Genomic DNA, 18,616 nt, shown 5'->3' on the forward strand with positions numbered 1-18,616 from the left:
GAATGAATAAAATTGTTGTCTTATTTGTTTTGTTTTTTTCTGTAGGAATTGTTTCAGCACAAGAAAAAGACTCCGTAATTGTTGAAGAAAAGATTCATGCATTTGTTCAAGAAAAAGCATACCCACCAGGTACAGATTTTGAACCTTGGAAAAAAACGTTAATGCATGAAATGAAGCAAGCTTGGAATTTAAGTTTTTCTGAAGTATTATTACGAGTTGTTATAGAAAAAGATGGTTCTGTTACAAATTTGCGAGTTATTTCTGATGAATGGAAACCTACTGATGAAATGGTAAGTAAATTGCTTGAAATGATAAATGCAAAAGGAAAGTGGTTACCAGCAAAACATAACGGATTGCAAGTTAGATCTAGTTATAGGATTAAAATGATTTTTCAAATTTAAAGCGAATAAAAGTTTAATTAACAAAAAAGCAGGATTTTAAAATCCTGCTTTTATTATTTTATAACCTTAATATATTTTGCTGTATTTTTAAAAAAATCATCAGCTACAGATTTTATTGAGTCAACCTTTTTTAAATCTTTTATTTCAACTGCATTCTTATTATATATCTTTGGAATAGTTTCATTTTCAATGTAATAAATAGTTGAATCTATTTTAATATCTATATCTGTAATTAGTCCGTGATAAGTATAGTCTCTTTTTATTACAAACTTATATTCAAATTTACTATTTGTGAAATAAGTATAATTTAATTTTCCGGTTTCGCCGTATAAAAAGAAATCAAGGACTAAAGTGTCAGATTTTTTATAATAAACTATTAATTCGCCTCCTTCTGATGAAAGCTCTTCTAAATTAATAGTGTCTCTGCTATATTGATCTTTTGATTCTTTAAATTTAGAAATGATAGGAAATTTATCATCATTGGTTCGATTGCAAGAATTAACTAAAACTATCAAACAAAAGAAAATAAAATTTCTAAACATCATCAAAATCCACATAAATTTCTTCCGAAGTTACATACGCTTGGCACGCTAAAAGCAAACCTTCTTCAATTTCATCGTCCATTAAAATATGATTGCTTTTCATTTCGGCAGTACCATTTACTTTGCGGCACATACATGAACTGCAAATACCACCTTGGCATGAATAAGGCGCATCGATACCATGTTTTAACGCAGCGTTTAAAATGTTTTCGGTACGTGGCATATTAAAAGTAGTTTCAACAGCATCAACCATTACAGTTACTTTTACCATTCCTTCACCACTAACAGGTATTTCGCCATTGGTAGAACTAGTTGTAAACAATTCGTAATTAATTTGCTCTTCACTAGCGCCGTTTTCTTTTAAAACAGTGGTTACTTTTTGAATCATATCCTCTGGACCGCACAAAAAGTAGGTGTCAATTTGCTTTTCGCTGTGTTTGTTTTTAAACACAAAATTAATAGTTGCACGTTCAATACGGCCAAACAAAGCACCCTCGGGTTGGGTTTGGGTAAAGGTGTAATGCACAAAAAATCGACCTAAGTAGTTGTTTCTTAAAGCCTCAATTTCGTTGTAATAAATGGTGTCTTCTAACGTTTTATTGCCGTAAACTAAAATAAAAGTGGCGTCTTTAGAGCTTTCTAAAACATCTTTAGCAATAGCTATTATAGGTGTAATACCACTACCTGCAGCTATACCTGCAATAATTTTAGCATTTGGGTTATCTAAAATAAATTTACCTTCGGGGTGGGCAACTTCTAAAACATCGCCAATTTGTAATTGGGTGTTAACATAATTAGAAAAAACACCTTTTTCAACCGCTTTAACTACTACCCGTAGTTCGTTGCTTTTTGGTGATGAGCTTATTGAATACGATCTGCGAACTTCTTCGCCATTTATTTGGGCTTTAATGTTTACGTATTGTCCCGCTTTAAATTGATATTCGGGTTTTAAATTTTCAGGAACATCAAAAACAACCGAAACTGCCAAAGGCGTTTCTCTTTTTATTTCTTTAACCTTTAAAGGATTGAATTTCGACATTTTATTATTGATTTTGTGCAAAAATACAAAATTACTATTGCTTTTAAGTGATATTTATCATTTCAACAAAAAAAAGATGCCTAATTAAGTAAGGTATAAAAAAAGAATGTATATTTGTTATACCTAAAATTCATAAGTATATGAAAAAGCAACAACAATTGTACAAAGGCAGTTTAAATACTATTATTATGAAACTGTTAGAACAACATACTAAAATGTACGGTTATGAAATTACCCAAAAGGTTAAAGAAATTACCCAAGGCGAATTAAATATTACCGAAGGTGCACTATACCCCGCTTTGCATAAAATGGAAGCCGATGGCTTTTTAGATGTTGAAATGGATCGGGTTGACGGACGCATACGCAAATACTACAAATTAACCGAAAGCGGTGTTAAAGAAACAGTTACGCGTATGGAAGAATTACAAAATTTTGTGCGAAACATGCAAAACATTGTTAACCCCGATCTAAAATTAGATTATTAATGAAGCTAACAACAGAACAAATAGATCAATTATTTACTTTTACCAAAAAGCATTTTGTAGAACACTACGACGTGCAAGTTGAATTAGTAGATCATTTAGCAAATGCTATTGAAGATCAATGGAAAAAAAATCCAAATATTTTGTTTGAAGATGCTTTACAAACCGAGTTTAAAAAATTTGGTGTTTTTGGTTTTGCAGGTTTGGTTGAACAAAAACAAGCGGCTTTACTAAAACATTATTGGCAATTGATAAAGAATGAGTTAATTAACTACTTTTCTATTCCTAAAGTTATTTTAACGGTGGCATTGTTTTATATGTTTTTTCAACTTTTTTCAAGGTCAAGCCAATGGTTAATTGCAAACGATGATATTTTATTAATAGGCATCATTTTAATAACTTTAGCGGTATTCATTTATCAAAATATAAAACTAAAAACATATAAAAAATGGTTAATTCACAGTACAGCAATGTATTTGTATTCTTTACCCATTATGTTGCAGGTTTATTTTAGGTTTGGTTTTACAATTTCAATTCAAAACCCTTCGTTTTTACAAATTGTATTTAAAGCCACAAGCTGCACCCTTTACGTTTTGTTTTTAATAATACTTTATTTTAAAATAATACCTTTATTAAAGAAAGAAATCATTCAAACCGAGAAAAAATATCAATCAATATAAAAAATAAAATGAAATTATTTAAATATTACCGACTATCATTTGCACTTAGTTTTGCTATTTTGGCTTTAGGTTCAATTTTTAAAATAACCCATACCCAATATCAATTTTTAAACGGAAACAATACCATATTTTTTGGTTTGTTTTCTATGATTGTTTGTATTGCGTTAGCTTATACCTTGATATATAAATCAAGACGAATGCCGGCTGGCGAAAAACTTATTTGGGTAATTTGTTTTGCTTTAGGTTTTTTGGTTAACGTTGGTTTAATATCGTTTGCAACTGCTGTTTTGTTCTTTTTTATAGGCAATAAACGGTTGTAATAAAACATAAACCTTGAACTTTTGTTTAAGGTTTATGTTTTAAAAGCGGTAACCAACGCCAATTACGGCCCTTATACCTGCCCAAGGGCCATCAAGTTTTAATTTGGCACCATTATCATTTACTTCGTATTCAAGATCAACTACAGGAATATCCAAATCGGCTAACGCTTCTTTAATAGCCGTTTGCTCGTCTTGGTTTAAAGCGCGTTTACCTTCTAAAGTTCCTTTTGCGCTACCAAAATGTGGTCCCATAATCATCCAATCTAAATAAAAATTATTTGCTAAACGCCATTGCGCGCCAAAAGCTAAACCGCCCGACATGCCTTTTACCGATCCATCTACAACTATAAATTCATCTTTTCCTTCGTATTCAAAACTTACTGGGAAATCGATATTATATTTGCCGTATTTTACAAAAGGTGCAATATAAAAGCCTTTAAAACCTTCTTTTCCCAAATAAAATCGAACTTCTGGAGTTACAGAAAAACTTGAAAATTCAATTTGTTTTAATTGTGCTACTGTTGTTTTATCATCTACAAACGATTCTAACGAACTTGAAAAAGGCAACCCTTTTGCTGGGGTGTTGTTAATAGTTACGCCAATGGTTGTTTTAGGAGTTATTAGTCGCTCATATTGTATCGAAATGTTTCGGGCGCTAAGTGCTAATAGGTTTAGCTTTACCATGTTTTTATTTTCAACCGTCGGTTTGTTTTCTTTGTCGGATTGATTTTGTGCGATACTTGTTGTTATAACGCCTAACGAAAATAGTAGTAAAAATGTTTTTTTCATATTTATATGTTTTAAAAGTTTAAAAACGATAGCCAACTGCAACTGCAAACTTTGCGTTTGCCCACGGGCCTTTTATTTTAACTTCGGCGCCGTTTGCGTCAACATTATATTTGTACTTAATTACGTCTATTTCAAGATCGCTTAACGCATCTTTAACATTAGTTTGTTCTTCGGCATCTAAAGGTCGTTTTCCGCTTAATTTACCATTTGCGCCGCCGTAGCTTAATCCTAAAAAGTTAACATCAAGATACCAATTAGTTGCAAGTTGCCATTGCGCACCAAACGATAAACCGCCAGAAAAACCGTTTACACTACCATCTAAAGTTATAAAAGCAAGTTCGTTTTTGTAAATATATTCAATAGGAAAATCTAACACAAAACGATCGTATCTAAAAAAAGGTGCAATATAAAAACCTTGCGCTGATTCTTTTCCAAAATAATAACGCACTTCGGGTATTACCGAATAGGCTTGCATGCGTACATCTTTTAAAATATCGGTAGCTCCGGCATCGTTTATTGTTTTTCTTACATTATCAAAATATGGAATACTGCGTTGTGGCATAATATTAACGGTGGTTGCAAAACTTATGTTTTCTGATAAAATACGTTCGTATTGCACCGATAATGTTGATGAGGTAAGCCCTAAAACATTCCATTTTACAATGTTTTTACTATCGCCAAAACTATGATTAGCTTGCGAGTATCCGCATAAACAAATTAAACTTAAAAGCAGTGTAATTTTATGTTTCATAATAACTTTTTAATTGTTTTTTATGATAAATGTATAAAAAAAATGAACTAAAAGTGTTTTTTAGTTCATTAAATTTAATTCGCCACATATTGCTGTTTGAAAGGCATTTGCAAATTCATTGGGATTTAAATCTTGCGGAAGTAAAAACATGAGTTTGGTTATGGCGGCTTCGGTAGTTATATCGTAACCAGAAATAACGCCAATTTGTTTTAAAGCTGTTCCGGTTTCATATTTACCCATATCTACGCTACCGCCCCAACATTGGGTTACATTTACAATTTTAATTCCTTTTTGAATGGCTTTTTGTAATGCATTAATAAACCAGAACTCGGTTGGTGCATTACCTGATCCAAAGGTTTCTAAAACCAATCCTTTTAAATTAGGTATGTTTAATATGGCGTTAAGTACATTTTGAGTAATACCAGGAAATATTTTTAAAATAAACACGTTGGTTTCTAGTGTTTTGTGAATAATAAGCTGGTTTGATGTGTAAAAATTTGATAATAAATGATGGTTTACTTTTAAATGAACACCACTTTCTGCTAAATGCGGCATGTTTGGTGATGTAAACGCATTAAAATGTTCGGCCGATATTTTTGTGGTTCTGTTACCACGATACAATTTATATTCAAAATACAAACCAACTTCTTTAATTACCGGTTGTTTGTTTTCTTGTAACGAAGCAATTTGTATAGCGGTAATTAAATTTTCTTTCGCATCGGTACGCAAATCGCCAATAGGTAATTGCGAACCCGTTAAAATAACAGGCTTTGAAAGGTTTTTTAGCATAAAACTTAATGCCGATGCGGTGTACGACATGGTGTCGGATCCGTGTAAAACCACAAAACCATCAAATAAATGATAGTTTTTTTCTATAACTTCGGCCATTTTAACCCAATGCTCAGGGCTCATGTCCGATGAATCTATAGGTTCTTCAAACGAATACGTATCAATGGTGCAATCTAATAACTGTAATTCGGGAATACGTTCTAAAAGTTGGTTAAAATTAAAGGCCTTTAGGGCGCCTGTTTCAAAATCTTTAACCATACCAATAGTTCCGCCCGTATAAATTAATAGAATAGCTGGTTTATGCATGGTTTAAATTTAATTTGTTAACAACTGGGTTGGCGTACATTTCTAAAAATGTTTCAACAACGGTGTCGTTGCATTTATCAACTTTTAATTCTAACCTACGTAAAAACAATTGCTTTTCTTTATCGGTGTATTCATTTTCAAAGCGATTGGTGTTGTTAAGTAAATCGTAAGCTATATAGTTTGTTGGCCAAAGTTTGTAATTAGCAACAATTTGCTCATCGATAACTTTTGCTAAAAGTTGAATTTGTTTATTAACATTGGAAGTTTCGTTTTTTATTACATCTAATTCGGTATTTAAAACGTTGCCAATGTGTAAGTGAATGCGTTTTTTTTGCCCAACAACACCACTCATTAAATTTAAAAAATCTTCGTTTTTATCTTTAATGTAATGCTCATCGGCCATTTTGGCTAATAATTGAGGCATTTTTAATTTATCGGTAGGATCGTATTCATACGAAATAGATACAGGTATAATTCGAAGATTTTTAAAATAATCCATCATTGATGGTTCGTTACAAGCCATACCAATCATTTTTAAAACACCTTGGTGCGTTGCGTCTTTACCGTCTTTCGTTCGGCCTTCGCGTTGAGCTATCCAAACCGATCGGTTTTCTTCTTTTAATAAATGATACATGTATTCTGATAAAAGCTTACTGCTTTCTAGCAATTCACGAGGCGATAGTCCGCGTTTTACAATAAAATTACGGTTTAGTTTTGCTAAATCCATAAACAATTGTTTTTGTACAAGGTTGTCGCCAATTGCCGATCCGGTCATTATTTTGCCGTGATCCATTAATAAAACGTTTAATAAGCTGGTATCAAGTAAAATATCGCGGTGATTTGATATAAAAAGATAGGTAGTATTGCTGTCTAACTTTTCAAATCCCGAGCTTGAAAGGCCTTCCGATGTGTTTTTTAAAACACGTTGTAAGGTATGATAAATGATTTTTGATTGAAAATCGCTTATGTTGTGTATGCTGTTTAGCAAATTTTTTATTTGCTCTTCTGAATAGTCTGGAAACGTATAGGCTACTAACGATTTTACCATTGGATGTAAAGCAATTTGCTGAAGTACTTTTGGAACTTCTTCATCGTGATAAAAGCGTATTGAATCGAATTTAGACATGGTTTTGAATTATTTTCGTAACTGAAACAAATATACTTCCAATTTACAATTTAAAAATGTTTAATGCGTTTTTTGTTGTTTGCAATGCAATTTCTTCAACCGATAAGTTGTAAATACTTGCTAATTTTTGTGCAACTAAAGCAACATAGCTGCTTTCGTTGCGTTTGCCGCGGTGTGGTACAGGCGCTAAATAAGGTGAATCGGTTTCTAAAACAATATGTTCTAAAGGTATTTGGTTTAAATATTGGTCTATTTTGCCGTTTTTAAAGGTTGCAACACCGCCAATTCCTAATTTCATGTTTAGGTTTAAGGCGCGTTGAGCTTGGTTAAAATCGCCCGTAAAACAGTGGAAAATTCCAAATAACTCTGAAGCTTTTTCTTGTTCTAATACTTCAAAAACCTCATCAAAAGCATCGCGACAATGTATGTTTATAGGTAAGCCTAGTTTTTTTGCCCATTGTATTTGTGTTTGAAAAGCTTGTTGTTGAATGTTAAGGGTAGATTTATCCCAATACATATCAACTCCAATTTCGCCTACAGCAACGTACGTGTTTTTTGCAAGTTCTTGTTCAACAAAAGCCAATTCTTGTTCAAAAGTTTCGGGTTTAACGTAACATGGGTGTAGACCCATCATTAAATGAACATTTTGTGGATATTGCTGTTTAATTTGTTGCATACCGTTGTAATAAGAAGCGTCTATTGCGGGTACAAAAAAATGTTTAACCCCCGCATTAAGGGCGCGTTGCATCATTTCGTTTCTATCTGCATTAAATTCTTCACTATACAAATGTGTATGTGTATCAATTAAAATCATTTTAATTATTGCTTACTTTTTAAAACGTTTTAGATATTTTTTTAAAAACAAAAGTAACTAAAACCTATTTTTGTGTTTATAAAATTTTAAATGTATGAACGATAGTTTGCTATTTTTTGAACAACAAGGTTATTTTAGTATTCCATTTCGTATTCGCAAATCGAACCATTTGTTTGTGCATGCAAAAATTAATAAAACCAAAGGTTTGTTTTTAATTGATACTGGCGCATCAAACACTTGTATTGATAGTAACGAACAATTGTATTTTAAATTATTATCAAAAACCCATAAAGCAAAAGCTTCGGGGGCAGGTGCTAATGGTATGCATGCCGAAATTTCGACCAATAATTGCATACAAATGGGTAAATGGAAACAAAACGGTGTTGCTGTTATTTTACTTGATCTTACCCATGTTAATTTTGCGTTAGCCGAATACGATTTGCCTAAAGTTCATGGTATAATTGGTAGCGATTTACTTAAAAACCACCATGCAATTATAAATTATCCGCAACAATTACTTTTTATTAAATGATTGTTTTTGCCATTCGGTAGCCACGGTTTCTAGTTCGTTATACCAACTTTCGCCAAATTTACGAATTAGTGGTTCTTTTAAAAACTTATAAACAGGCACTTCTAATTCTTTTCCAAGTGTACAAGCATCGTCACAAATATGCCAACGGTTGTAATTAACAGCTGAAAACTGCGAAAATTCTTTAATACGTATAGGGTATAAATGGCACGACACAGGTTTTTTCCATTTAATTAAACCTTCGTTATACGCTTGTTCAATACCGCATAAAGCAGTTGGGCCGTCAAAAATTACATAGGCACATTCTTTATTGTTTATAAGCGGGGTTTCAAACGTGCCGTCTTCGCCAACAACCCAAGTACCTTGATTTTCAATAGCATCGATACCTTCGCTACGTAAATAAGGTTTAATTATAGGGTAAATATCTTCTAAAATGGCTGTTTCGTTTTCATCTAAAGGTGCACCGGCATCACCATCAATACAGCATTGTCCTTTACAGGCGGTTAGGTTACAAACAAATTCTTTTTCAAGAACATCGTCTGATACTATTGTTTTTCCAATCTGAAACATAAATCAATTCATTAACAGTTGCAAAGTTACAACTATTTACTTGTTTATATAGGTATGTAAAAACCTAAAAATTATCATTTAAAAAGCAAGTGTATTTTGAGGTAGAATAAATACCTTTGCAAAAAATAAAGCTATGGAAATTAATTTTAAAGAAATTTTTACTGCGGGCATGATTATTTTTGCTGTAATTGATATTTTAGGTTCGATACCTATTATTGTTGATTTACGGTCACGTGTAGGAAAAATACAATCTGAAAAAGCATCTTTAGTAGCTGCTTTAATTATGATTGCTTTTTTGTTTGTTGGCGAAAGTATTTTAACATTAATAGGTATCGATGTGAATTCATTTGCAGTTGCAGGTGCATTTGTATTGTTTTTTTTAGCATTAGAAATGATTTTGGGGATACGTTTGTACCGCGATGAAGAACCTAAAACAGCATCTATTGTTCCTTTAGCCTTTCCATTAATTGCTGGGCCAGGTATTATGACCACTATTTTAGCGTTACGCGCAGAATATCAAACCATAAACATTGTATTAGCTATTGTGTTAAATATTATTGTAGTATATGTGGTTTTAAAACTATCGGGCCAAATAGAACGCTTAATAGGTGCAAACGGTTTAGGTGTAATTAGAAAAGTTTTTGGAGTGGTTTTATTAGCTATTGCTGTTAAATTATTTGCTACTAATGTTAAAGACTTGCTTAACTAATTAATTATTTTGTACTTTCGTTTCCTATTCAACATAATAAATCAATAATGAAATATCTTACATACATAGTTATAGCAATTGCTATTGCTTTGATTGTATTAAACATTACAAAATTAGATTTTAACAACTTATTTCAAGGCGAAAGTGTTGTTGCGTTAATTTGCATTATAGCTGTTTTGTGCGCTGTTATTTTACTGCTTATTTTTAATACATCTAAAGCTATAGACAACAAAAACAAATAAAATGTTTAACTGTTTAATAATTGGCGGTGGCGTTTCGGGGGTTTCGTGTGCCTTAATTTTAGGTTCGGCTCTTAAAAAACCGTTTATGACCAATAAAAAAATAGGAATTATTACCCACCAAAAAGCATCTATGCTACAAGATGCAGTGTTTAACAATGCCTATGGAATTGCACCTAATACTTTAGGGAGTGATTTGTTAAAAAATACAATTGAAGATTTACAGCATCTATATCCTGAAATACAACAAATTGCAAACGAGAAAGTGGTTTCGATAACTACTAACGGAACTTTCTTTTTGGTTACTACTAACGAAAATATTTACGAGGCCGAAACTATAGTTTTAGCAATTAATTCTAGCAATCCGTTTACAATTGATGGTTTTTTACATGATTTTGTAATACCGCATAAAAAATCGTTGCCTCAAAAAAATAGAATTCAGTTAGCAAATAATGATCATTTGGTAACTAGTGGTGTATATGTAGCAGGAACGTTAGCTGGGCATCGCAGTCAGTTAGCAATTGCTGCAGGTAGCGGTGCAGCTGTAGCAACCGATATTTTAACGTTATGGAATAATGGTGTTGAAACCCACGCACATGATAGTATAAGAAAAAAAGAAGCATAAAAAAATCAGGTTTTAAACCTGATTTTTTTATTTTAAGAACGAATGTGCCGTTGTGTCTTGATTGTCTTCGTTATTTGAAGCGAATAAACGTAACTGCTTTAACCAGTACGAGAAAGCCACGCAACAAATAATAATAAAAATCCAGTTAATAATGTTTGCAACCCACCAGTTTGATAATTCTAGTTTAGCAAACCAATCCATTGGTACAAACAATACATCAACGAATAAAAATTCAATACCTTTAAAGAAAGATGTCCACATAATATTGTTATTAATTATTTATGTTTAATTTCAGTTTAATTCTAACTTTGCAACAAAAGTAAAAAAAATTATCAACAACTTATTTACAAAAACTAAATAATATCGTTAATGCTTGCAAATCTTTTTTCAAAAAGTAAACCAATAGGGTATGTAGTAATAGGTTTTATGCTATTGGCCACTTATTTTATACATTTAATTAGCGATTTAAAATGGTTGCAATCGCCAACCGTAATTATAGAAAAAAGTTTTTTGTTTATATTGGTTGTTGTATCGGTTTTGTTGATACAATTTATAACATTAAAAAACTATTTATCTGCAAACAACTTGTATTCGTTGTTTTTATACGCCTGTTTTTTAATTCTTTTTCCTACTTTTTATGACGATGCTAATTTAATAATAGCCAATTTTTTAGTGCTTTTGGCATTGCGCAGAATTATTTCTATGCAAACATTAAATATGCCCAAACTAAAAATTTTTGATGCCAGTTTATGGATTTTTATTGCCACCTTGTTTGAATCGTGGACCATTTTGTACTTTGCAATGATTTATTTAACCATTATTTGGTACGTAGGGCAAGATTATCGCAATTGGATTATCCCATTAATTGCCTTGTTAACCGTTACCATTTTGTTTTATACATACAGTTTGTTTAACGGTATTAATTTGGTTGAATTTTGGACAAACAAGTACGCTATTGGCTTTAATTTTAGTTATTTTGAAAACGGTTATCAAAACATTGCTTTGGCTTTTTTAGCAACTATAGCCGTTTTGTTTACCTTTTATTTATTTACCAACTTAAAAAATATTGCAACAGACCAATTAATATTATACAAAAACATTGTTTTTTGCTTTGTAATAGGGGCAACAGTTTATATAATTTCGCCCGATAAATCAAATGGATTATTGGTTTTTACATTTTTTCCATTATCAATTATAGGAGGAAATTTTTTAGCAACAACTAAAAGTTACTGGATTAAAGAAACTGTTTTAGTTAGTATTTTAGGGGTAAGTTTATTACTGTTTTTTTTAATGAAATTATAGTTTTATACCATAAGCCAAATCTCCTGCATCGCCAATACCGGGTACAATATAATTTTTGTTGTTTAAACCGTTATCTAAACTAGCAACCCACAAATGTATGTTGTTTGGCAAATGTTGTTCTAAATATGCAATGCCTTCTGGTGCTGCAATTACCACGCAAATATGTATTTCTTTAGGTTGTTCATGATTTGTTAATTGCTTATAAACAGCATGTAAAGAATGTCCCGTTGCAAGCATAGGATCTAACAAAAGCAAACTTTTATTTTTAAACGCAGGCATTGCTTGATACTCTACCAAAATATCCGAAGTACCATGCGTACGAGCAGCCGATATAAAAGCATTTTCTGCATCGTCAAAAAAATTCATAAAACCTGTATGCAATGCCAAACCAGCTCTTAGTATAGCGCATAAAACTACTTTATTACTAATTGTCATTGTATTTTTAGTGCCTAGTGGTGTTGGTACTTTTGTTGATTCAAATTCAAGTGTTTTACTAAGTTCATATGCCATAACTTCGCCAATACGTTCCATGTTTTTTCTAAAACGCATGGTATCCTTTTGAATTTCGAAATGACGTATTTGCATTAAAAAATGATTTAAAATGCTTTTTTGGTCTGATAAATAATGAATTTGCATAACTTTAGTGGTGTTTTTTATTGTTGTAAAAGTATTAAAACTATATTTGTAAATAAAAATTATATCAATGTTTGCAGAATTCGCATTTCCTGTTTTTGAAAAAAGTATTGTAGATTATCATAAATACGACGACGTAAATCATCCAATAGAAAATCCTTTTGAAAAAGGAACTATAGAGCATTTGTTGTATGCTAAAAACTGGGTTGATACTGTACAATGGCATTACGAAGATATTATTCGTGATCCACAAATTGATCCTGTTGCAGCTTTGGTTTTAAAACGTAAAATTGATGCATCGAACCAAGTACGAACCGATATGGTTGAGTATATTGACAGCTATTTTTTAGATAAATACAAAAACGTACAAGTTAAACCAAACGCAAAAATTAATACCGAAAGTCCAGCTTGGGCTATTGACCGTTTGTCAATTTTAGCGTTAAAAATTTACCACATGCAAGAAGAGGCTACACGCCCAGATGCATCAACAGAACACCGCGCTAAATGTCAAGAAAAATTAAACGTTTTGTTAGAACAAAAACAAGACATGTTTACATCAATAAGCCAATTAATTGATGATATAGAAAACGGTGAAAAATTCATGAAAGTGTACAAACAAATGAAAATGTACAACGACGAAGAATTAAACCCAGTATTGTATCAAAATAAAAAATAAGTACTTTTGAAAGACTTTCAGCCTATGAAAGTCTTTTTTGCTATGAACAAACTTATAAAAATAACACAAATACTGCTTTTTACTATTTTAATAGTTTTAATAGCAGTTTTAATAGGGCAGTTTTTTAACAGCTATGCCCAACTTTTTTTTGTACCACTTGGCATTTTAAGTGTGTACTATTTACTTATTTACTTTTTTGCCAAATTGCTTGCGCATAGTACATCAAAAATATGGCTTTATGTTGGTTTAGTATTTATAATAATGCCGTTGGTAGCTTTTTGGGTAGCATATAAACCCGTTTTAGATTTATCGTACCAAGTGTTACAAATTTTCGCAAATTAAAATGAAACATATTTTAGTAATACGATTATCGGCGATGGGCGATGTAGCTATGACAGTTCCCGTAATTACAGCATTGGTACAGCAACACAAAAATGTAAAAGTAACGGTGGTTTCGCGCCCTTTTTTTAAGCCTTTTTTTGAAGGTATAGAAAGAGTTGATTTTTTTGGAGTTGATTTAGAAAATCGTCACAAAGGATTTTTTGGAATTTATAGATTGTTTAACGATTTAAAGCCGTTGAAAATTGATTTTGTAGCAGATTTTCACAATGTATTAAGGTCAAAAATTCTGCGAACTTTTTTTAAATTAACTGGCACAAAAGTAGCTTTTACCAATAAAGGTAGAAAAGAAAAAAAAGAACTAACCAAACTGCAAAAAAAAATATTAAAACCAGTAAAACCAATGGTTCAAAGGCATGTTGATACTTTAGAGCTGTTAGGTTTTAAAGTAATTTTATCTAAAATAGTTTTTCCTGAAAAACCTGTTTTAACAGATGAATTTACAACAATTACTGGCGAAAAATTAAGTAATAAATGGATTGGTATTGCACCTTTTGCACAGTACAAAACCAAAGTATATCCTACAGCTTTAATGCAACACGTTATTGCTGAAATAGCTAAAAATAAGTTACACAAAATATTTTTATTTGGCAGTAAAAGTGAATTAGGGCAATTAAAAGAACTGCAACAAAACCTTACAAATGTTATATTGGTACCCAATGTGTTTAATTTTAAACAGGAATTACAACTAATCCCTTATTTAAACGTAATGCTTTCAATGGATTCTGGTAATGCACATATTGCAGCAATGTATGGGGTACAAGTGGTAACTTTATGGGGCAACACGCATCCGTATGCAGGTTTTGTACCTTTTAATCAGCCAATGACTAACAGTTTAATTCCAAATTTAGATACATTTCCGTTTATACCCACATCGGTTTATGGCAATAAAATAGTTCCAGGTTACGAAAATGTAATGGAAAGTATTGCACCTAATGATGTTATTGCAAAATTGAACTCAATTTTAAGCGAATGAAAAATTTAAAAGAAAAAAGCATTGGTTTGTTGATTGATTTAATTAAAACACAATCGTTTAGTAAAGAAGAACAGCAAACAGCAACTATAATTAATACGTACATTCAAAGTTTTGGTGTTAAAACACACCGTGAACTTAACAACGTATGGGCATTTAATAAGTATTACAACCCATTAAAGCCTACCATTTTATTAAACTCGCACCACGACACCGTACGCCCCAATATAGATTACACCCGCGATCCGTTTTTGCCCGAAATAATTGATGGTAAGCTATACGGTTTAGGCAGTAACGATGCCGGCGGTTGTTTAGTAGCCTTAATAGCAACCTTTCTGCATTATTACGATAACCCCAATTTAAAATACAATTTTGTTTTAGCTGCAACAGCCGAAGAAGAAATTTTAGGTTTGAATGGGTTAGAATCGGTAGTACCAAAATTAGGAACATTAGATTTTGCAATTGTTGGCGAACCTACCCAAATGCATTTGGCAGTAGCCGAAAAAGGTTTAATGGTTTTAGAGTGTAAGGCTTTAGGAAAATCGGGGCATGCAGCCCGTAACGAAGGTGAAAACGCCATTTACAATGCCATTGAAGATATTTTGTGGTTTAAAACCTTTGAGTTTCCAAAACAATCGGAAATGTTTGGACCTATAAAAATGTCGGTTACAATGATTAATGCGGGTACACAGCACAATGTGGTACCATCAACCTGCGATTTTGTAGTAGATGTGCGTATAACCGATGCTTACACAAACGAAGAGGTTTTAGAAATAATAAAAGCACATACAAAATGTGAAATTAAACCGCGATCAACCCGTTTACGCCCATCGTTTATAGCGTTAGAACATCCAATTGTAAAAGCCGGTTTGCATTTAGGTAGAACTCCCTACGGTTCACCAACAACCAGTGACCAGGCGGTGTTAAAAATTCCATCGATAAAATTAGGACCAGGAAATTCGGCGCGTTCACACACCGCAGATGAATATGTTTTTGTGCATGAAATTGAAGAAGGAATAGATTTGTATATTGAAATTTTAAATCAGTTGGTACTATAATAATTAATTGAAATTACAGAACTATCTATAATTTAGTTATTTGTAAAAAATGATTAAATTTATAATCAAAAAGAAGCATTTATGAAATTTTTACTTCAACTATTATTATTTTATATTTTATCAATCCAAGTTCAAGCGCAAACTCAACAATTAAATGCACTAGGAACAATTGATCATTATAAAAACACAAGTTCTAATATTTCAGCTTTAAAAAAAGCTATTAAATTATCTAATGGCGATTCTTTTATTATAGGTACAAAAGACGAAACATATACCACATTAGACGTATTTGTTGCTAAATTAAATAGCAATATGGATACGCTTTGGACTTATGTAATTACAACACCCGATCAGAATAGTTTAGATAATTTTAGAAATGCAGAAGTTGATCAGAATGGTAACTTATATGTATATACGGTTAGTTTAATTAACTTTAATTTATATACAACAGATAATAAACATTATGTTACAAAGCTAAGTAGTACGGGTAGTTTAATTTTTCAAAAAAGCTTAGAAGATGTTGCTTTACAACTAAATGAACCTGCAAATTATACAACTACAAATTATAGATTTATTTTTACACACTTAGATGATAATAATAATTTTGTATTAGTTTATACTGCACATTCACCAAATAACAAAGTTACTTTTTTTAAATTTTCGCCAAATAATACAGAAAGTATTGAACACAGAACCGATATTTTACCTTATGACCCACAAGTAGATTTGTACGGATATACTTTGTCTTTCTATTACGAAAAAGGAAATTATTACTATTTAACAGGTGTTAAAAAAGGTACCTCATCATCCACATACGAATATCGAATTAATAAATTATTAACGCAAGGTTACGCATCTTTAAATGTAAGTTCTTACACAGGATCAGGGCAATATTTAATTGTTTTAAAAAATAGAGAATTAAAATCTAATTTATTGGGTAATGTTTTGTATTTTACTTTTGAAAGTTTTGTAAGTTCACAATCGTACATTACTTTAGCAATTTCAGATCAGTTAACTTATTTAGGACATTATCAAGATAATGTTCGTATGAATAGTTTTCACAATTCGCAAATTCTTCCTAACGGAAGTATTCGATTGTTTGGAATGAGTAAACTTAACAGTTTTGCAACAACAGCCGAATTATCCGAAGTTATAATCTCACCTACTGGTACCATAACAAAAGATGTTTTAGATTATAATTTTACAGGAAACGAAATTATTGCTATAGACGAGAGCAATATTGGAGTAATTTATGACGATCATATTGATGTTGTTGATAATCAATGGCAAACTGTTGAGCCATATTCTAATATATCGGTAAACAATGTAAAGTTGTTTGTGAAAGATGGTACCTCTTTCAATGTTTTTGCGCAACAATCTAACCAAATAGTACCTAATTCAAGTGATTTTTACGATAATGTAGCTTCAGTTGCATATAAATTACCAAACCGTTCAAACATTTATCCTCATTATATTTATCAAGGTAAAGGAAGTGCGAGTACTTTTTACAGAGGTGTACATAAAATACTTTCAGATAATTCATCGATAATATTTTATAGTTATAGTATTGGTATGTCAACAGGTGCTACTGGTGTAAGTAGTAAAGATTACATAAAAAAATTAGATAAAAATTATAATGTTGTTTTTGAGAATAGTGTAAATAACAGTTTATTCAGTAATGCAGAGATAGATAATTTAGATAATATATATTTTGGTACCACCAGTTTAGATCAACAACAAAATTATGTGTATTATTTACAAAAAATGCAAAGCAATGGTACAGTTGTATTTAATACCTTAGTTGATACTTTTGATAAAGTACTTGTTCATAACAATAAACTATATACTATTGATTATACTTTAACAGATAATGTTATAAAGGAGTACGATATGGTTACGGGTAGTTACAAACAAACTATTTTATTACCAGAATCATCGAGGCCTGTAAATCAATTTATTGATGCTAATAATGATTTGTATTATTATTTTGCACAACATGAACATATTCCAAATACATATAATTCAAAATCTAAACTTATTATTTATAAAAATTTTCAAAAAATACAAGAAATAGTATATGGAATTGATTATGAAGTTTATTTTCAGTCAGTTATAGATCCTGTAACAAAAAGTATTTATTTTGCAGCTGTTCAAAATGGCACCAGTGTGTATAAAATATTTAAAGTAAATTTAAACGGAACTTACGCACAAAAAAACATCACAAAACCTTACGATGCAGTAGTTTTTGAAAACAATTCGGTTTATTTTCAAGACAACGATAAACTATATCAAATTGATAAAAACACTTTAAATATTAAAAAGGATATCAATAGAAAATTTACTTCAAGATTTTATAAGTATAAAAATTACATTTTACACACCGATTTTCTTAGTTCTGAAATTGAAATGTTAAACGAAGATCTTAATAATGTAGCAACATTTAATTTAGAAAGTAATTTTGAATTTTTATATTTTGATAACGATGATAGGTTACATATACATAATTCAATTACTAAAGGATATTTGCTTAATTCATATCCACGTTGGATAATAGATAGAACTCAGCTTTATGATTTAAATCAATTAGCTCTTAGTGTTAATGATTTAGAAAACGCTTTAATTTCCAAAATTTCGGTTTTTCCAAATCCAACAACAGGTGTTTTAAATGTAGAGTTAAACGATGAAATAAAAAAAATTGATGTTTATGATGTAAGTGGTAAAAAGGTTTTAATGACACAAAAAAATCAATTTAATTTAGAAAGTTTATCAAATGGAATATATCTTCTAAAAATTTACACTAAAACTAATAAAACATTATTTCACAAGGTTATAAAAAAATAAGGATTGTTTAAACAATCCTTATT

The 18,616-nt window shown here is 31.0% G+C and carries 23 protein-coding genes; 13 read left to right on the forward strand and 10 right to left on the reverse strand.

The window, feature by feature from the left end; all coding sequences use genetic code 11:
- Positions 1-2 precede the first annotated feature (2 nt).
- Complete coding sequence (locus tag P3875_RS09555; protein WP_303443737.1) at positions 3-401, forward strand: energy transducer TonB; 399 nt, start codon at positions 3-5, stop codon at positions 399-401.
- Positions 402-454: 53 nt separating this feature from the next.
- On the opposite strand, the gene P3875_RS09560 is transcribed toward P3875_RS09555, so the two are convergent.
- Together P3875_RS09560 and P3875_RS09565 are read right to left on the reverse strand one after the other, a co-directional pair.
- The gene (locus P3875_RS09560; RefSeq protein WP_303443738.1) at positions 455-916 is read right to left on the reverse strand and encodes a hypothetical protein; all 462 of its coding nucleotides are present in this window, start codon (positions 914-916) and stop codon (positions 455-457) included.
- Between the two features lie 19 nt (positions 917-935).
- On the reverse strand, positions 936-1,982 hold the full coding sequence (locus P3875_RS09565; RefSeq protein WP_303443739.1) for a ferredoxin--NADP reductase: 1,047 nt from the start codon (positions 1,980-1,982) through the stop codon (positions 936-938).
- Between the two features lie 140 nt (positions 1,983-2,122).
- On the opposite strand from P3875_RS09565, the gene P3875_RS09570 reads away from it, so the two are divergent.
- Genes P3875_RS09570 through P3875_RS09580 form a run of 3 tightly spaced genes read left to right on the forward strand, consistent with a single transcriptional unit; the run spans position 2,123 to position 3,464 of the window.
- Positions 2,123-2,467, forward strand: a complete 345-nt coding sequence (locus tag P3875_RS09570; protein WP_303443740.1) for a PadR family transcriptional regulator — start codon at positions 2,123-2,125, stop codon at positions 2,465-2,467.
- Complete coding sequence (locus P3875_RS09575; RefSeq protein ID WP_303443741.1) at positions 2,467-3,144, forward strand: hypothetical protein; 678 nt, start codon at positions 2,467-2,469, stop codon at positions 3,142-3,144. The genes P3875_RS09570 and P3875_RS09575 overlap by 1 nt, the downstream gene beginning before the upstream one ends.
- An 8-nt stretch (positions 3,145-3,152) precedes the next feature.
- Positions 3,153-3,464 carry a hypothetical protein gene (locus P3875_RS09580; protein ID WP_303443742.1) on the forward strand — a complete coding sequence of 104 codons (312 nt, stop codon included), beginning with the start codon at positions 3,153-3,155 and terminating at the stop codon, positions 3,462-3,464.
- Between the two features lie 39 nt (positions 3,465-3,503).
- Here the strand turns inward: P3875_RS09580 and P3875_RS09585 are convergent, their stop codons facing one another.
- The 5 genes from P3875_RS09585 to P3875_RS09605 are packed head-to-tail and all read right to left on the reverse strand — an operon-like array spanning position 3,504 to position 8,039.
- On the reverse strand, positions 3,504-4,253 hold the full coding sequence (locus P3875_RS09585; RefSeq protein ID WP_303443743.1) for a DUF3575 domain-containing protein: 750 nt from the start codon (positions 4,251-4,253) through the stop codon (positions 3,504-3,506).
- A 19-nt stretch (positions 4,254-4,272) separates the two neighbouring features.
- On the reverse strand, positions 4,273-5,004 hold the full coding sequence (locus P3875_RS09590) for a DUF3575 domain-containing protein (RefSeq protein WP_303443744.1): 732 nt from the start codon (positions 5,002-5,004) through the stop codon (positions 4,273-4,275).
- A gap of 60 nt (positions 5,005-5,064) precedes the next feature.
- A complete protein-coding gene (locus P3875_RS09595; protein WP_303443745.1) occupies positions 5,065-6,099 on the reverse strand; it encodes an asparaginase in 1,035 nt (344 codons plus the stop codon).
- Positions 6,092-7,225 carry a 1-acyl-sn-glycerol-3-phosphate acyltransferase gene (locus tag P3875_RS09600; protein WP_303443746.1) on the reverse strand — a complete coding sequence of 378 codons (1,134 nt, stop codon included), beginning with the start codon at positions 7,223-7,225 and terminating at the stop codon, positions 6,092-6,094. Before P3875_RS09600 ends, P3875_RS09595 begins: the two co-directional genes overlap by 8 nt.
- A 43-nt stretch (positions 7,226-7,268) precedes the next feature.
- Positions 7,269-8,039: a TatD family hydrolase gene (locus tag P3875_RS09605; protein WP_303443747.1), complete on the reverse strand. Its 771-nt coding sequence runs from the start codon at positions 8,037-8,039 to the stop codon at positions 7,269-7,271.
- Between the two features lie 94 nt (positions 8,040-8,133).
- Here P3875_RS09605 and P3875_RS09610 point away from each other — a divergent pair, with 94 nt between their 5' ends.
- Complete coding sequence (locus P3875_RS09610) at positions 8,134-8,571, forward strand: retropepsin-like aspartic protease (RefSeq protein WP_303443748.1); 438 nt, start codon at positions 8,134-8,136, stop codon at positions 8,569-8,571.
- On the opposite strand, the gene P3875_RS09615 is transcribed toward P3875_RS09610, so the two are convergent.
- Positions 8,554-9,138, reverse strand: a complete 585-nt coding sequence (locus P3875_RS09615; protein ID WP_303443749.1) for a DUF3109 family protein — start codon at positions 9,136-9,138, stop codon at positions 8,554-8,556. The two genes, P3875_RS09610 and P3875_RS09615, sit on opposite strands and share 18 nt — an antisense overlap.
- A 133-nt stretch (positions 9,139-9,271) precedes the next feature.
- On the opposite strand from P3875_RS09615, the gene P3875_RS09620 reads away from it, so the two are divergent.
- From P3875_RS09620 to P3875_RS09630, 3 genes are read left to right on the forward strand one after another with little or no spacing between them, the layout of a single operon-like run.
- Positions 9,272-9,847 (forward strand): MarC family protein, encoded by a 576-nt coding sequence (locus P3875_RS09620; RefSeq protein WP_303443750.1) that lies wholly within the window; start codon positions 9,272-9,274, stop codon positions 9,845-9,847.
- A 47-nt stretch (positions 9,848-9,894) separates the two neighbouring features.
- Complete coding sequence (locus tag P3875_RS09625) at positions 9,895-10,089, forward strand: hypothetical protein (RefSeq protein WP_303443751.1); 195 nt, start codon at positions 9,895-9,897, stop codon at positions 10,087-10,089.
- 1 nt (position 10,090) lies between these two features.
- On the forward strand, positions 10,091-10,711 hold the full coding sequence (locus tag P3875_RS09630) for an FAD-dependent oxidoreductase (protein ID WP_303443752.1): 621 nt from the start codon (positions 10,091-10,093) through the stop codon (positions 10,709-10,711).
- A 27-nt stretch (positions 10,712-10,738) separates the two neighbouring features.
- On the opposite strand, the gene P3875_RS09635 is transcribed toward P3875_RS09630, so the two are convergent.
- The gene (locus P3875_RS09635; protein ID WP_303443753.1) at positions 10,739-10,972 is read right to left on the reverse strand and encodes a DUF6341 family protein; all 234 of its coding nucleotides are present in this window, start codon (positions 10,970-10,972) and stop codon (positions 10,739-10,741) included.
- Between the two features lie 108 nt (positions 10,973-11,080).
- On the opposite strand from P3875_RS09635, the gene P3875_RS09640 reads away from it, so the two are divergent.
- Positions 11,081-12,013, forward strand: coding sequence for a DUF6427 family protein (locus tag P3875_RS09640; RefSeq protein ID WP_303443754.1), 933 nt, complete (start codon positions 11,081-11,083; stop codon positions 12,011-12,013).
- Here the strand turns inward: P3875_RS09640 and upp are convergent.
- Positions 12,008-12,649, reverse strand: a complete 642-nt coding sequence (gene upp / locus P3875_RS09645; protein WP_303443755.1) for a uracil phosphoribosyltransferase — start codon at positions 12,647-12,649, stop codon at positions 12,008-12,010. The genes P3875_RS09640 and upp overlap by 6 nt on opposite strands.
- A 67-nt stretch (positions 12,650-12,716) precedes the next feature.
- On the opposite strand from upp, the gene P3875_RS09650 reads away from it, so the two are divergent.
- The 4 genes from P3875_RS09650 (at position 12,717) to P3875_RS09665 (ending at position 18,593) form a co-directional block, all read left to right on the forward strand.
- A complete protein-coding gene (locus P3875_RS09650; protein WP_303443756.1) occupies positions 12,717-13,322 on the forward strand; it encodes a DUF4254 domain-containing protein in 606 nt (201 codons plus the stop codon).
- Between the two features lie 343 nt (positions 13,323-13,665).
- Positions 13,666-14,697 (forward strand): glycosyltransferase family 9 protein, encoded by a 1,032-nt coding sequence (locus tag P3875_RS09655; RefSeq protein WP_303443757.1) that lies wholly within the window; start codon positions 13,666-13,668, stop codon positions 14,695-14,697.
- A complete protein-coding gene (locus tag P3875_RS09660) occupies positions 14,694-15,752 on the forward strand; it encodes a M20 family metallo-hydrolase (protein WP_303443758.1) in 1,059 nt (352 codons plus the stop codon). Before P3875_RS09655 ends, P3875_RS09660 begins: the two co-directional genes overlap by 4 nt.
- A gap of 81 nt (positions 15,753-15,833) precedes the next feature.
- A complete protein-coding gene (locus P3875_RS09665) occupies positions 15,834-18,593 on the forward strand; it encodes a T9SS type A sorting domain-containing protein (RefSeq protein ID WP_303443759.1) in 2,760 nt (919 codons plus the stop codon).
- Positions 18,594-18,616 lie beyond the last annotated feature (23 nt).

The organism is Myroides sp. JBRI-B21084 (genome assembly GCF_030545015.1).
Lineage (GTDB): Bacteria > Bacteroidota > Bacteroidia > Flavobacteriales > Flavobacteriaceae > Flavobacterium.